This is a genomic window from Pseudomonas sp. 3296, assembly GCF_031456615.1.
Lineage (GTDB): Bacteria > Pseudomonadota > Gammaproteobacteria > Pseudomonadales > Pseudomonadaceae > Aquipseudomonas > Aquipseudomonas mucoides.
The window spans coordinates 72,065-86,838 of sequence record NZ_JAVDUY010000012.1; the positions used below are offsets into that span (position 1 = coordinate 72,065).

Below are 14,774 nucleotides of genomic sequence, written 5' to 3' on the forward strand. Positions count from 1 at the left end.
GAGTATCCCCGTCGTGATCCTTGGGAAAAACCGCTGGCTGGGCAAAGCACTGTTTACCGCAAGTCATGAATGCAAAGAGTGATGGTGTGTGCCGGCCTCTTCAAGCGATGTCAGCGTGGTTGAACTCCTCGCCCAGAAAGTCGATCAATGTACGCACCGACGGCAGCAGTCCACGGCGCGATGGAAAGATGGCATGGATGACGCCGCATTTCGGTGCCCAACCCGGCACCAGATCCACCAGGCGACCGGCCGCCAGGTCATCGCGCACCACGACGCTCGGCAGGTGCGCGATGCCAATCCCCGCCACTACCGCGTGACGCAACGCCAGCAGGTCATCGGTGACCATGCGGGGTGTATGTCGAATCAGTGCACTGGCGCCTTCGGCACCGAACAATTCCCACTGATATTCACGCTGGGCGGCGCCCCAATGCAGGCTCGGCAAACCGCTCAGGTCGGCGGGAGAGGCGGGGGACGACAGACGTTCGGCCCAGGCCGGGCTGCCCACCACGCACTGGGTGCTGTTGCCCAATACCTTCATCACCATGTCGGTGTTTTCCAGCGGCGGAAAGCGCACGCGCAGGGCGATGTCGAACCCTTCATGGATCAGGTCGACCCGGCGATTGGTGCTCTCGATAAATAATTCCACCAGCGGGAATTTGAGCATATAGCGCGTCAGCATGGGCCCGACCCAGGAGTTGAGCAGCGCCGTCGGGCAACTGATACGCACCAGGCCTTGAGGCTCGGAGCGATTGCGTTCGATCAGTTCAGCGGCGCTTTCCGCTTCCACGCGCATGGCCAGGCAACGCTGGTAATAGGCCTGGCCGATTTCTGTCAATGAACAATGACGACTGGTGCGATGCAGCAGGCGGACCCCGAGGCGTTCTTCCAGCTCGGCGATCCGTCGGCTGAGCTTCGATTTAGGCATGTCCAGCGCCCGGCCCGCCGGGGCGAAACCACCGTGTTCCACCACTTGGGTGAAGTAGTAAAGGGTGTTGAGGTCTTCCATCATCGTTCCTTAAATAGAACGCAAAGGCTGGTTTTTGCAGTCTAGCGCACCAAAGGTTCCAGTTTTAAGCTTTGTCCATGGCTTCACTCACCTCATCAGGAGACACCATGAAAGACATCATCGGTATCTACACCAGCCCGCGTACCCATTGGGTCGGCGACGGTTTTCCGGTTCGGACGCTGTTTTCCTACGACAACCTGGGCAAGCACATCAGCCCGTTCCTGCTGCTGGATCACGCGGCGCCTGCCGAATTCACCCCGACCACTGAACGGCGTGGCGTTGGTCAGCATCCGCACCGTGGTTTTGAAACCGTGACTATCGTTTACAAGGGCGAACTGGAACACCGTGACTCCACCGGCAGCGGCGGCACGATCGGCCCTGGCGATGTGCAATGGATGACCGCCGCTTCAGGGATTGTGCATGAGGAGTTTCACTCCGAAGGTTTCGCCAGGTCTGGCGGCACCCTGGAAATGGTGCAGCTGTGGGTCAACCTGCCGGCCAAGGACAAAATGGCCGACGCCGGTTACCAGACGATTCTCGATGGCGACATCCCGAACATCCCGCTCAAGGACCAGGCCGGCAGTTTGCGCTTGATCGCCGGTGAGTTCGACGGCCACACCGGCCCGGCTCGCACCTTCACCCCGATTGACGTCTGGGACCTGCGTCTCAAGGGCGGCAAGTTGCTGACCCTGGACCTGCACGAAGGTCGTAACACGGCCTTGGTGGTGTTGCGTGGCACGGTTCAGGTCAATGGCCAGGGGGCGGTGGGCGAAGGTCAGTTGGCCCTGTTCGATCGCAAGGGTGATCAGCTGACCCTTGAAGCCAGCCAGGATGCGGTGGTGCTGTTGCTCAGCGGCGAGCCGATCGACGAGCCGATTGTCGGTCACGGCCCGTTCGTGATGAACACCGAGCAAGAGATTCACCAGGCCTTCGCCGACTTCCAGTCCGGTCGCTTCGGCCGGATGCACGGTTAACCCGTACTCAGTCAACAACCCGCTCTGCACAGGATGAGTAGGCCGGTTCCCAGGCCAGGGCACGCAAGGGCGAAATCAATGCCTGGGACAACGCCGGGTTTCACGCGGCAGTCAATGCCACCGGCAAGAAAACCCTGGTCATTGCCGGCACGCTGACCAGCGTTTGCCTGGCGTTTCCGTCCATCGCGGCGGTGCATGAAGGCTACAAAGTGTTTGCGGTGGTCGACGCCTCCGGCAACCACTCAAAACTGGCCACTGATCTGACCATCGCCCGTTTGGCGCAGGCCGGGGTCGTGCCGATCGACATTATGGCTACGCTGTCTGAACTGCAAGGCTCGTGGAACCGTCCGGATGCCGAGCAGTGGGCCGCTGTCTACGCCCAGGCCATGCCGCATTATCAATTGTTGATCGAAAGCTACCTCAAGGCTCAGCAAGTGGCGAATGAACACGAAGTGCTGGACTCCCAGCGCTAAACGACTCCCCCACGCCGATATCCACTCGGCATCGACAACACGCGAGGACTACTGCAATGACGACTTCATATAAACGTCTCGACAAGGACAACGCTGCGGTTTTGATGGTTGATCACCAGGCGGGACTGCTGTCTCTGGTGCGCGACATCGAACCGGACCGGTTCAAGAACAATGTGCTGGCCCTGGCCGACCTGGCCAAGTACTTCAAGTTGCCGACCATCCTCACCACCAGTTTCGAAAACGGTCCCAATGGCCCGCTGGTGCCTGAGCTCAAAGCGCTGTTTCCGGATGCGCCTTACATCGCCCGTCCTGGACAGATCAACGCCTGGGACAACGAAGACTTCGTCAAGGCGATCAAGGCGACCGGCAAGAAACAGCTGATCATCGCTGGCGTCGTGACGGAAGTCTGTGTGGCGTTCCCGGCACTCTCGGCGCTGGCCGAAGGCTTTGAGGTTTTTGTGGTGACTGACGCTTCCGGCACCTTCAACGAGCTGACCCGACAATCGGCCTGGGACCGCATGTCGGCCTCCGGCGCGCAGTTGATGACCTGGTTCGGCCTGGCCTGTGAGCTGCATCGCGACTGGCGTAACGACGTGGAAGGGTTGGGCACCTTGTTCTCCAACCACATTCCGGACTATCGCAACCTGATGACCAGCTTCAATACATTGACCAACAGCAAATAACGGCTGACAAACTAACCCCCCCGGTGGGAGCGAGCCTGCTCGCGAAAGCGTTATGACAGACACGTGTGCAGTGACTGTCACACCGCCATCGCGAGCAGGCGCGCTCCCACATTTGTTTTGCATGAAACCCTCCTACACTGTGCCCAATGTGTGAGATCTTCGCGCCATTGGCCTTCGTTGGAGTCGTTCGATGCTGTCTTTTTTCACCAATCATCCATTGGTCTGCGCCATGGTCCTGATCGTGGTTGATCTTGGGCTGTGGCGGTTGATCAGCGCCAGCGCCACCGGCAGTCAATGGAAGTTGCTGGTCAGGCTGGTGATTTTCTCGTTGTTCAGCGTCTTGCTGTTCAACGAAGGCTTGAACCCGCTGGAGGTCGCCCCTTGGCCTGACAACGTGCCATTGCACCTGGCGGCCACCGGTTTGCAGATTGGCTGGTGGCTGTTCGGCGCGCGGACCCTGACGGTGCTGATCGGCGCGGTGATGATGCAGCGGGTCGGGCACACCGGGCGGTTGCTCCAGGACCTGCTCGGTGCGGTGATCTTCCTGATCGCGATCATTGCGGCGCTGGCGTATGTGCTGGACCTGCCCGTCAAAGGCGTGCTGGCCACCTCCGGCGCCTTGGCGATCATCGTCGGCCTGGCCTTGCAAAGCACCCTCAGCGATGTGTTTTCCGGGATCGTCCTCAACACCACCAAACCCTATCAACTGGATGACTGGATTTCCATCGACGGCACCGAAGGCCGGGTCACCGACATCGACTGGCGCGCCACGCGCATGCAAACCGCTCAAGGCAGCATGGCGGTGATCCCCAACTCCCTGGCGGCCAAGGCCAAGATCATCAACTTCAGTCGGCCGAGCGACATTTTTGGCGTGTCGATCAGCCTGCAACTGAGCCCGCATACACGTCCGCAAACAGTCATCGACGCACTGGAACGGGCCATGCAGGGTTGCCGCCATCTGTTGCAAAAACCGGCACCGTGCGTCGCCCTCAAGGGCTCCAGTGCCGCAGGCGTGGAATATGAAATCAGTGGTTTCGTGGTCTCGATGGATCAGAAACGCATGGTGCGCAATCTGCTGTTCGATCTGTCATATCGTCATTTGCAGGCTGCGGGTGTCAGCCTGTTGTCGACCATCGAGTCGAATGTGCCTGCCGGTTTGTCACGGCCACGGGCCTTGCTGGAAAGCTCGGCGATTTTCTCGACCTTGCGTCAGGATGAGAAAGAGACCTTCAGCCAGCACATGACCCTGCAAACCTTCCGTGCCGGGGACATGATCCTGCCGGCGGGGGAGGTCAGCGATCATTTGTTTATCATTGAATCCGGAGTGGTCTCGGTGGAGTTGAGCCGTGCCGGGGTCAAGTTCGAGTCGGGACGCATGGGACCGGGCGAGGTGATCGGCGAGGGCGGGATCCTGCAGGATACGGCGATGCCGGCCGACTTCATCGCCAAGACCGCGTGCAGCCTGTACCGGATTGAGAAGGACTACCTCAAGCCTTGCCTGGATGCGCGGCATGACATTGGCGAGTCGATGAAGGCGCTGCTGGATTTCCGCTTGAACAAGGCGCAGACGTTGACCCAGGAAGTGCCGAAGGTGGTGGAGCGCAAGGGGTTTTTGCAGTGGTTGCGTAACAGGGCTTAGTGGTTTGGGGTCAGTGGCCTCCTCGACTTCTGGAATATTGGCTATTTGTCCGAAGGGCAGGCGCGATTAACTTAGCTCCACCCCCACTTGCTACCGGAGTCCATCATGAAACCTCGTATCGATTTCTACACCGCTTCCCCTGATGCGCTCAAAGCCATGATCGCCCTGGAAACCGCGGTGTCAAAGCTGCCGCTGGAAAAAAACCTGATCGAACTGGTCAAGCTGCGCACTTCGCAAATCAACGGCTGCGCCTTCTGCCTCGACATGCACAGCGCCGATGCCCGCAAGGGCGGTGAGGACGAGCGTCGTCTGGCTACGTTGTCGGCCTGGCGCGAAACGCCGTTCTTTACCCCGCGTGAACGTGCGGCACTGGCCTGGACCGAATCCCTGACGCTGGTGAGCCAGACCCACGCGCCGGATGAAGACTACGAGCTGGCCACCGCCGAGTTCAGCCCGAAAGAAATGGTCGACCTGACCGTGGCCATTACCACCATCAACGCCTGGAACCGTCTGGCGATTGGTTTCCGAAAAATGCCTCAAGCCTGATCAATGTGCGTCTGCTGACGGCGCGGCCGGTGGTTGCACCTTGCGCATCAAGGGCACCATCGCCGTGGCGATGATGAAGCAGACCATGATCATCAAAAACGCGTCGCCATAGGTTTGTGTCTGGGCTTCGCGGTAGGTCAACAGCCATAGTTGGTGCAGGCTCGCGGTGACGCTGGTATCACTGCTCTGGCCGAGGGTGGCAAAGTTGTTGCCGACTTGCGACAGCCACTGGTTCAGCGCTTCGTTGGTGCTGTTCAGGTGTTCCGCCAACCGGGTGAAATGCAGGTTGGTGCGGTCGTTGAGGATCGTCGCACACGCGGCGATGCCGATGGCGCCGCCCAGGTTGCGCATCAGATTGAACAACCCCGACGCATGTTTGAGCCGTGCCGGCGCCAGACCACCCAAGGTCAACGTCACCGCCGGCGGCACCGCCAGTTGCTGCGCAATCCCGCGCAACGCTTGCGGCAGCATCAATTCCCTGGCTCCCCAGTCATGGGTGATCGGGCTGAAATCCCACATCGACAAAGCGAACAGGCCGAGTCCGGTCATCATGATCCAGCGCAGATCCACGCGGTTGGCCAGAAAGGCATACAGCGGAATCGCCATGATCTGGAATACCCCGGTGGAGAAAACCGCAAGGCCAATGTCCAGTGCGCTGTAGCCCCGCACCCGGCCGAGAAACAGCGGCGTCAGGTAAATGGTGGCGAACAGGCCGATCCCGGTGACGAACGAGAAGAAACAGCCGAGGGCGAAGTTGCGGTCTTTCAAGGCGCGCAAATCGACGATCGGATTGGCGACGTGCAAGGTCCGGCCGATGAAGGCCAGTCCGGCGAGGCCGCTGATCCACGCGGTGGTGAGAATGGTGCTGTCGCTGAACCAGTTCCAGCGCGGGCCTTCTTCAAGGGTGTATTCCAGACACCCGAGAAACAACGCCATGAACACCATGCTCAGGTAGTCGGCGCCCTTGAGCAGCGACAATTCCGGTTGGTCGATTTTCACCAGCATCGGCACCGCCACGGCGACGAAAATCCCCGGCACCAGGTTGATGTAGAACAGCCAGTGCCAGGACGAAATGTCGGTGATCCAGCCGCCAATCACCGGCCCCAGTGTCGGTGCCAGCGAGGCCACCGCGCCAATGGTTGCAGCGGCAATCACCCGTTGTTTGCCGGTGAAGAAAAAGAACGCCGTGGTGAACACCAGCGGAATCATCGAGCCGCCGAGAAAGCCTTGCAGCGCGCGGAAGGCGATCATGCTCTGGATGTTCCAGGCCGCGCCGCAGAGCAGGCTGGCGAGGGTGAAACCGACCGCCGAAGCGCAGAACAGCCAGCGGGTCGAAAATACCCGCGACAGCCAGCCCGACAGTGGAATCACGATGATTTCAGCAATCAGGTAACTGGTCTGCACCCACGCCGTTTCATCGGTGCCGGCCGAGAGCCCGCCGCCGATGTCACGCAACGAAGCCGACACGATCTGGATATCCAACAGCGCAATGAACATGCCGATGCACATGCTGGCGAAGGCGAACACCTTGGTCGCCGTCGCCATGTTGGCGGGGTTGAACGGTTGTGCAGGGGCGGCGAGGGCGCGGCTCATGGTGCGCTGGCCACGGCTGGGGTGTCAGCGCTTTTGCGGGTGTCGACTTCAGCCGTCACCGACAGGCCCGGACGCAAGTGACCGAGCACACCGTCGGCCGGATCGAGGATGACGCGTACCGGCACGCGCTGGACGATCTTGGTGAAGTTGCCCGTGGCGTTTTCCGGTGGCAATACGCTGAACTGCGAGCCGCTGGCGGGCGCGAGGCTGCCCAGATGACCGTGGAATTCCTGCCCTGACAGCACGTCCGCATGGATGACCACGCGTTGGCCCGGAATCATCCGCGCCAGTTGATCTTCCTTGAAGTTGGCATCGACCCACAAACCACTGGATGGCACCACCGACAGCAACTGCGAACCGGCCTGCGCATACGCGCCGACCCGCGCCCGGCGATTGCCGATCACGCCATCCACCGGCGCCTTGAGTTCGGTGTAACCGACATTCAATTGCGCCAGATCCCGTTCGGCGCGGGCCTGCATCAACGCGGCACGGGCTTGCTGTTTCTGGGTGGCGATCACGTTCAACTGACGTTGCGCGGCCAACAATTCGGCCTGGGCCCGCGAGCTGATCGCCTGAGCGGTTTTGAACGTAGCATCAGCGCGCTGAGCACTTTCCACCGAGACCGCGTTGGTGCTCACCAGTTTTTTGTAGCGGGCATTGTCATCCCGGGAGCGGGAGGTTTCCGCGCCCGCAGCATCGATCCCGGCACGGGCCTGGCCGATCACGGCGTACTGCAATTGTTCAGTGGCGTCGAGATTCGCCAGCAGCGCCTCTTCAGCCGCCACTGCACCTTCGGCTTTGGCCAGGTTGGCGCGGTAATCGCGGGAGTCGAGCCGAATCAGCACATCGCCGGCCTTGACTGCCTGGTTATCGGTCACCAGCACTTCGTCGATATACCCGGCGACTTTCGGTCCGATCACCGTGACGTCACCACCGATGTAGGCATCGTCGGTTTCCTCGATGAAACGACCGGCTGTCCACCAGTGCGAGGCATACAGTCCGCCCACAACCAGGGCTGCGATTACCGCTGTCAGCAAGACCAACCGTTTGAGCAGGGGAGGTTTGGGTGTGCTCACCGGGACTGCTTGGTCGGTTTCAAGGCTGGGCATGCTGGTCATGGGGGGTTACCTGTAGGAAACGGGTGTTTATTACGCTGATAATATGACGCATGTAATATTTAGTGGCAATTGATTTTTGTTGCCGGTCGTCAGGTGGTGGTTCGGTTAAAAGAGGGGGAGTCACGTTGTGATCCGGCTTAGCCGACTTCTGTTGGCGTTGATTCGACCAGATGTTTTTTTCTATCAGTCCCTTGTCGTCTTTCTATTTATGTTCTGACTCTGCCGCCGTTAACCTTTTAGCGAGCGCATAAAGATGCGTCCGGTAAACCAAAGGTTTTCCAATGCTTGCATGTGCGAAGCGGACGGGTCGCAGCTCGGATGTTGGTGGGTCTCTAGGAAATTCCCTACAAGCTAGAGGGCTAGTTCCTACGGTGAGTGTTCTACTTTTTAACCAGTATTCAGCGCTTCTTAAAAGTAGAAGAGCGATTGACCCAAAATGGATTACCCGAGGGTTTTGGTGCTGGATGACTACGCGTTTACGCGCAGTATTCACGTAATGATGCTCCGGCGATTGGGCGTAACAGATATTCTTCAAGCCTCGGATACCCGACAGGCATTACGAGAGTTACAGGCATCAGGTGGTGTTGACATCGTATTGTGTGATCTGGTTGGTAGAGACCTTGATCATCTGGAGTTTCTTCAACAGGCGGCGAGGGCAGGATTGGTCCGTGCCGTGGCGCTGTGCAGTACCCTGGACCCCGCGGTGAGTCGTGCACTGGAGAGAACCGCGCTTTTAGTTGGCCTGGAGTTGCTCGGGGTAATGAGCCAACCCATGCGGATGCGACCCTTGCATCGGATGATTCAGCAGTATCGGCAACGCCGGGGCGAATCCAAGGTGCAACCCGAAATACTGAAACAGGCAACGTGTGCCAACGATATCCGCAGGGGATTGGCGCAGGGTGAATTTCAGGCCTGGTTTCAGCCCAAACTCGCTTTGCGCGAGGGCACCTTGACCGGCGTGGAAGCGCTGGTCCGTTGGGATCACCCGACACGGGGTTTGTTATTGCCACGTGACTTTCTGACCGAGGTGCTCGCGAACAATCTGATTGACGAAATGTTCGAGCAGGTTCTGGTGCAGGGCCTGACCTTCTTAAGGGACATGCGCAGACAAAACAGCAATATCGAGATTGCGTTCAACTTGCATGCCTCTCAAATGGCTTCGGACGACTTCGCTGATTACATACAGGGCGCCCTGAAGCGTTATGAACTTCCAGGCTCATTATTGATTTTCGAGGTGGCGGAAAGCGGTTTGCTTGATCTCGAGCCCAAAGTGCGGGACAACCTTTTGCGCTTGCGTATGCTGGGTTGTGGTCTGGCCATCGACGATTTTGGTTTGGGGTTTTCTTCATTGCAACTGCTCTGCCGTCTCCCTTTCAGCCAGATAAAACTTGATAAGAAGTTTGTAAATACACTCCATCATCCCATCAGTAAAACCATGGTGGTCAGTACGCTGGCGCTGGCTCAATCGCTAAACATGAGCCTCGTTATCGAAGGCATCGGCAGCGAATGGGTTCGGGATTCGTTATTGCAAATGGGCTGTGAAGAAGGGCAAGGTTTTTTTCTGGGACGTCCGATGTGTGCGGAAGGGCTTCGGCACTGGCTGCGCGAAAGGAACCCGTAAATGGCCTCCAGCACCATGGTTATCTTGGGAGTAACAAGGAACTCAAATGTTAAAAGCAATCGTTGTAGATGATCATCCATTTATACGTTCGTCGGTCAAAATGCTGTTGGCGAATGAAAATTTTGAAATCGTAGCGGAAACCGATAATGGTGCCGATGCCGTTCAACTGGTCATTGCACATAGACCTGAGATGCTTGTACTGGATATCACTATTCCGAAGCTTGACGGTCTGGAGGCTATTCGGCGTATTCGGGCTTTGGAGATCCCGACCAAGATCCTCGTGTTGACCTCTTTGTCTGCAAAATTTTATTCCATGAGGTGCATGAGTGCAGGTGCGGCCGGGTACATCTCCAAAACCGATGGTCTGGATGAACTGGCCAGGGGCGTCAAGGTCATCATGTCGGGTTACAGCTATTTTCCAGACATACAAGCTCAATCTGTTCGCCGCAGTGATGGAAGCGCAACGGATGACGAGCTGATTCGTTCGCTCTCGAATAGAGAACTGGCAATTCTCAAACAATTGGCGAATGGGCTCAGTAATAAGGAAATTGGTGACCTCATGCTCTTGAGCAACAAGACCGTTAGTACCTACAAGGCACGGCTGATCGAGAAGCTCAATGTAACGTCGGTTGTTTATCTGGCTGACTTCGCCAAACGCAACGATCTGCTTTAAATGATGAAGTCTCTTCAGATCTGTCTGTCGCTGGTCGTGCTTGTTCTTGTTACTCACTTCAGCTCCCCGGTTGAGGCCGGGCCGAAAACGCTTGGCCTGTTGGGGCGATCGAACGTTAACGGTGGTTATCACGTAACGCTTGACGAGAGGGATTGGCGTTGGTTGCGCTCCAAGAACGTACTGCTATTGGGAGCCTCTACTCCCGATTACGCATCGTTCGACATGACGATCAACCATGATCAGATGGAAGGGGTGACGATTGACTATGCGCAGTTGATTGGCGAACTTCTGGGGCTCAAAGTTGAAATTCGCCGGTATGACAGTCGCGGTGAGGTTGTGGACGCGGTCAGAAAAGGAGACGTGGACTTTGTCGGAACGGCCAATGAATTCGAATCGCAGTTTCCGAACATGGTGCTCAGCCATCCCTATGCCAGTGACAAGCCCACATTAATCACCCGCAAGGGTGACGGCGGTGATTTGCCGATTGACCTGAATGGCAAGACCATTGCCATGCTGTACCACTACATTTCCCCTGATGCCGTACGCGCTTTTTACCCTAAAGCCACCCTGCAACTTTACCCCTCCATGTTGAGCGCTATTGGTGCTGTAGCGTTTGGGCAGGCGGATGTTTATCTTGGTGATTCTGTCAGCGCCAATTACCTGATTAATAATAATTTTATAAATAATGTCGAGTTGGCGGACTTCTCGCGCATGGAAGTTCGCGACTTCGGTTTCGTCATGAACCACGACAACCAAACCCTGATTCGTGTCGTCAACGCGGCCATCGCAGCGATTCCAGTGAGTGCGCGCATGGAAATCATGAACCGTTGGGGGGCGGGCGGGGAGAGCATGCCAGGCAAGCGGCGTCTGAATTTCAGTAGCAGCGAGCAACGATGGCTGGATGAGCATCCGAGTGTTCGGGTCAATGTAGTGGGCGGTTATCCGCCTTTGTCGTTTTTTAACAAAAGTGGCGAGTTTGTAGGCATTGCCAATGACGTGTTGAGCAAAGTTTCGCTTCGCACAGGGTTGAAGTTTGATATTCAGGTGGTGCCGTCGGTTTCTGCGCTGGTAGAGGCTGTTGGAAAAAGTGATTCAGAACTCTTGGCAACGCTTACTCCGAGTCCAGAGCGTGAGCGTGTGCTGCATTTCACACGACCTTATCTGGCTTCACCCCATGTGCTGATAGCCAAAGCAAATACCGATATTCCCATTGCACTCGAGCAACTGGCGGGTAAGCGATTGGCGCTGACTCGCAACAATGGTATGCACGAATGGCTGATGAGCAACTATCCAAAAATCCGGTTAGTGGATGCCGACAACTCAGAACACGCTATGAGTATGGTCGTCAACGGAGAAGCTGACGCAATGGTTGGCACGCTGATCCTCAGCAGTCACATGATGAATCATCGCTTTGATGGTCAGTTGCGAGTTGTCAGCACCGTCGGTAACGACTTCGCGCAGATAGCCTTTGCGACTGGACGTGGTGCGTTAGAGCTTCATTCCATTCTCGACAAGGCACTATTGAGCATCCCACCCGAGGAAATGGATGAAATAAGGAATCGCTGGCGTAACGACGTGATGGTCGAAGACAGCTATTGGACGCGCAATAGAACGTTTATCGTCGAAGTGGTTTGTGGATTTTTGGTGCTTTTGATGCTGGCGCTGGTATGGATCGCCTATATGAAGGTGGCTTTGCGCAGGCGCGATGAGGCTGAGCGTGCACTCAATGAGCAACTGGAATTTATGCGGGTCTTGATTGATGGCACCCCCCATCCGATTTACATCCGGGACCGCAATGGAATTTTGCTGATCTGCAACTCCAGTTACCTCAAGGTGTTTGGGGTAGAGCGCGAGGCGGTGATTGGGAAGGGCAAAGTGAAGTTGCTTCACCCCGAGGACGCGAGCCGTTACGAGGCGGACTTCCAGCGGATCACCAGTACCGGCATGTCTATGGTTGAAGATCGTGTAATCAGGTTGTTGGATGACCGTGAACTGCAGATTTATCACTGGATGCTGCCCTACCGCGACAGTAATGGCGAAGTGGGTGGCGTGATTGCCGGTTGGATCGACATCAGCGAACGCCAGGCGCTTGTCGAGCAGTTGCGTGAAGCAAAGCTGGTCGCCGACGAGGCCAAGGAACATGCCGATGATGCCAACAGGGCCAAAAGTCTGTTTTTGGCCACCATGAGTCATGAAATCCGTACGCCTATGAATGCCGTCATCGGCATGCTCGAGATTGCGATGAAAAAGGCTGATCAAGGCGTCACGGACCGGTTTGCCATTGAGGTCGCTTCTGGCGCAGCTCATGGCCTCCTGGACCTGATCGGCGATATTCTGGACATTGCCCGAATCGAGTCCGGGCGTTTGTCCCTGTCGCCAGAAAGGGCCAATTTGCGTGAGCTTCTTGAGTCGGTATTACGGGTATTCGAAGGTGTCGCCCGGCAAAAACGTCTGAGCCTGCTACTGGATCTGGACTTCCAGATGCCAAGCGATGTGCTCGTTGACCCTTTGCGCTTCAAACAGATTGTTTCCAACCTGCTGAGTAATGCGATCAAGTTCACCCAGGACGGCCAGGTACGATTGAGCCTACAGGCCCGACCCGCCAAAAAATCGCAGTTCATGACCGTTGCCCTTGTCATTGAGGACACCGGTATTGGCATTTCGGATGAAGATCAGCAGAGCTTGTTCAGCCCGTTTACCCAGGCCAGCAATAACACCCAGTCCGCGCGCAGTGGTTCTGGGTTGGGGTTGGTGATCAGTCGCACGCTCTGCGAAATGATGGGCGGGCGTTTGCTCATGAGCAGCGTTTTCGGTAAGGGAACAAAGGTTGAAGTCCATCTGAATTTGCCGGCGCTGGAGCCACTGGCTGAATTGCCCGGGATGATGCCGTTCGACGTTGCCCTGCAACATCATGTGCTGAATGTGCTGGTTATTGACGACTATCCCGCCAATCGTCTGTTGTTGTCTCAGCAGCTAAGCCACCTCGGACACCGGGTGAGCGATGCCGAAGACGGTGCGCGAGGGCTGCAAGACTGGCGCAGTCAATGGTTCGATGTAGTGATCACAGACTGCAACATGCCAATGATGAGCGGCTACGAGTTAACTCGGGTCATCCGTGAAGAGGAGCGTACCAACGGTCGCGCACCGTGTTTGATCCTGGGGTATACAGCAAACGCCCAACAGGAAGAGCGGCTGCGTTGCATCGATGCAGGCATGGACGATTGTCTGTTCAAGCCCATCGGGCTTGAGGAATTGAAGGTGTGCCTGGAGGCTGTAGCGCCGATGGAACGAAGTGAGGAGCAGTCCTCGGTGCACGGCAGCAATGAGATTGACCTGAGCAGCCTTGAGCAACTGACTCGGGGCGACAAAGCGTCGATCAATAGCCTGATTGGTGATCTGTCCACAGCGAATGAAGAAGACATGGCGCGGTTGATTCAGTTGTTCACCAAGCACGACCTGCATGCATTGTCGGGCCTGGCTCACCGGGTGAAAGGGGGCGCGCGGATCATCAGGGCTCAGCGACTGATTCAGTGCTGTGAGCATCTTGAAGTCGTCTGCATGGGCCGGGACACTTCCCGATTGGCCGAAGCGGTGGATGAGCTGCAGCGGGAGATGGAGCAATTGGCCGATAAGCTGAGCCTCTACGTGGCTTAAACGTAGAGGCTGGCGGGTCAGTCTGTTTGTAATCGCTTTGCGAGGACTTCATCCAGACGCTGACATCGTTCCTTAGACAGGAATCCATCGGGATACTGGAACCGAACCTGGAATTTTAATTTCCAGGCTTCCCTGGAACTTGGTGTCAATGAGTTCAAGCAAAGGGGCGGCTTGCATAATACCCAACTGAATAGCCGGAAGCTCTGAGCTGGTAATCATTAAGGATTTCAGCTCACTTAACGGACCTTTGACAGCCTTGACGGTGGACAAGTCTTTCGCATGCAGTAAATCTGGAGAGGCAAAGAACTCGGCCGTGTCGAGCCCCAGGTCGTCCAATAGACCGGGGTCTTCCAAATCAAATTCTGCATAATGTGTCATCGAAGCCAAAAACCTGCGCTCAGAAACCTTTCCGTCAATGGCTAACAAAAAGAACGTAAATGCGGTATTGCCAAGGCGATTCCAGTCATCTTCGTTTGTATTGCTCCCTTGAGTTCTGTTAAGCGTTTTAACACCTGTATTCACAAGCTCAAAGTTCGGGTTGATGGTGTTGTAAGGCGGTGGTCCATCGACTGATTTTGTATAGTGTCGGAGGGTGAACTTCTTGTTTGATGCTTTATCTAGTTGTTTTTGAGCGGCTTTCTTTTCAGAGAATCTCAGTGAGTCGTTTGTTACATCTTTCATCAGGGTGAAGGGCAGTACTGTAGTGGTCAACTAATCCCGGACACGACGTTAAGTTTTTCTTCGGCCCGAGCTGGCGCCAGCCCACCGTTGAATTGATGGGGGCGAATCCAGTT

Annotated in this window: 11 protein-coding genes and 1 pseudogene; 8 read left to right on the forward strand and 4 right to left on the reverse strand. The window is 56.6% G+C overall.

Annotated elements, in window-relative coordinates; genetic code table 11:
• Positions 1-100 precede the first annotated feature (100 nt).
• Entirely contained in the window at positions 101-1,006 is a 906-nt protein-coding gene (locus J2X66_RS28340) for a LysR substrate-binding domain-containing protein (protein WP_194941063.1), read from the reverse strand.
• 107 nt (positions 1,007-1,113) lie between these two features.
• Between J2X66_RS28340 and J2X66_RS28345 the strand changes: the two genes are divergently transcribed.
• The 5 genes and pseudogenes from J2X66_RS28345 to J2X66_RS28365 all read left to right on the forward strand — a co-directional run bounded on the left by J2X66_RS28345 (position 1,114) and on the right by J2X66_RS28365 (position 5,321).
• On the forward strand, positions 1,114-1,980 hold the full coding sequence (locus tag J2X66_RS28345; protein ID WP_310271465.1) for a pirin family protein: 867 nt from the start codon (positions 1,114-1,116) through the stop codon (positions 1,978-1,980).
• A gap of 47 nt (positions 1,981-2,027) precedes the next feature.
• Positions 2,028-2,453: pseudogene (locus tag J2X66_RS28350) on the forward strand (isochorismatase family protein); the annotation flags it as partial.
• A 56-nt stretch (positions 2,454-2,509) separates the two neighbouring features.
• Positions 2,510-3,136, forward strand: coding sequence for an isochorismate family cysteine hydrolase YcaC (gene ycaC / locus J2X66_RS28355; protein ID WP_007943416.1), 627 nt, complete (start codon positions 2,510-2,512; stop codon positions 3,134-3,136).
• 190 nt (positions 3,137-3,326) lie between these two features.
• Positions 3,327-4,775 carry a mechanosensitive ion channel family protein gene (locus J2X66_RS28360; protein ID WP_310271468.1) on the forward strand — a complete coding sequence of 483 codons (1,449 nt, stop codon included), beginning with the start codon at positions 3,327-3,329 and terminating at the stop codon, positions 4,773-4,775.
• 105 nt (positions 4,776-4,880) lie between these two features.
• Positions 4,881-5,321: a carboxymuconolactone decarboxylase family protein gene (locus J2X66_RS28365; protein ID WP_027925479.1), complete on the forward strand. Its 441-nt coding sequence runs from the start codon at positions 4,881-4,883 to the stop codon at positions 5,319-5,321.
• Here J2X66_RS28365 and J2X66_RS28370 read toward each other — a convergent pair whose 3' ends face one another.
• Positions 5,322-6,914: a DHA2 family efflux MFS transporter permease subunit gene (locus J2X66_RS28370; protein ID WP_310271471.1), complete on the reverse strand. Its 1,593-nt coding sequence runs from the start codon at positions 6,912-6,914 to the stop codon at positions 5,322-5,324.
• Positions 6,911-8,032 (reverse strand): HlyD family secretion protein, encoded by a 1,122-nt coding sequence (locus J2X66_RS28375; protein WP_310271474.1) that lies wholly within the window; start codon positions 8,030-8,032, stop codon positions 6,911-6,913. The genes J2X66_RS28370 and J2X66_RS28375 overlap by 4 nt, the downstream gene beginning before the upstream one ends.
• A gap of 457 nt (positions 8,033-8,489) precedes the next feature.
• Between J2X66_RS28375 and J2X66_RS28380 the strand changes: the two genes are divergently transcribed.
• From J2X66_RS28380 to J2X66_RS28390, 3 genes are read left to right on the forward strand one after another with little or no spacing between them, the layout of a single operon-like run.
• Complete coding sequence (locus tag J2X66_RS28380) at positions 8,490-9,653, forward strand: EAL domain-containing response regulator (RefSeq protein WP_310271477.1); 1,164 nt, start codon at positions 8,490-8,492, stop codon at positions 9,651-9,653.
• Positions 9,654-9,699: 46 nt separating this feature from the next.
• Positions 9,700-10,326 (forward strand): response regulator transcription factor, encoded by a 627-nt coding sequence (locus tag J2X66_RS28385; RefSeq protein ID WP_310271480.1) that lies wholly within the window; start codon positions 9,700-9,702, stop codon positions 10,324-10,326.
• Positions 10,327-13,980 (forward strand): transporter substrate-binding domain-containing protein, encoded by a 3,654-nt coding sequence (locus J2X66_RS28390; protein ID WP_310271483.1) that lies wholly within the window; start codon positions 10,327-10,329, stop codon positions 13,978-13,980. It begins immediately after the preceding gene.
• A gap of 72 nt (positions 13,981-14,052) precedes the next feature.
• Here J2X66_RS28390 and J2X66_RS28395 read toward each other — a convergent pair whose 3' ends face one another.
• Positions 14,053-14,691 (reverse strand): hypothetical protein, encoded by a 639-nt coding sequence (locus J2X66_RS28395; protein WP_310271486.1) that lies wholly within the window; start codon positions 14,689-14,691, stop codon positions 14,053-14,055.
• Positions 14,692-14,774 lie beyond the last annotated feature (83 nt).

Bases quoted from the DNA above. Each gene is read 5' to 3' on its own strand.
- J2X66_RS28340 (WP_194941063.1), bottom strand. From the start codon at position 1,006: ATGGAAGACCTCAACACCCTTTACTACTTCACCCAAGTGGTGGAACAC.
- J2X66_RS28345 (WP_310271465.1), top strand. From the start codon at position 1,114: ATGAAAGACATCATCGGTATCTACACCAGCCCGCGTACCCATTGGGTC.
- ycaC (WP_007943416.1), top strand. From the start codon at position 2,510: ATGACGACTTCATATAAACGTCTCGACAAGGACAACGCTGCGGTTTTG.
- J2X66_RS28360 (WP_310271468.1), top strand. From the start codon at position 3,327: ATGCTGTCTTTTTTCACCAATCATCCATTGGTCTGCGCCATGGTCCTG.
- J2X66_RS28365 (WP_027925479.1), top strand. From the start codon at position 4,881: ATGAAACCTCGTATCGATTTCTACACCGCTTCCCCTGATGCGCTCAAA.
- J2X66_RS28370 (WP_310271471.1), bottom strand. From the start codon at position 6,914: ATGAGCCGCGCCCTCGCCGCCCCTGCACAACCGTTCAACCCCGCCAAC.
- J2X66_RS28375 (WP_310271474.1), bottom strand. From the start codon at position 8,032: ATGACCAGCATGCCCAGCCTTGAAACCGACCAAGCAGTCCCGGTGAGC.
- J2X66_RS28385 (WP_310271480.1), top strand. From the start codon at position 9,700: ATGTTAAAAGCAATCGTTGTAGATGATCATCCATTTATACGTTCGTCG.
- J2X66_RS28390 (WP_310271483.1), top strand. From the start codon at position 10,327: ATGATGAAGTCTCTTCAGATCTGTCTGTCGCTGGTCGTGCTTGTTCTT.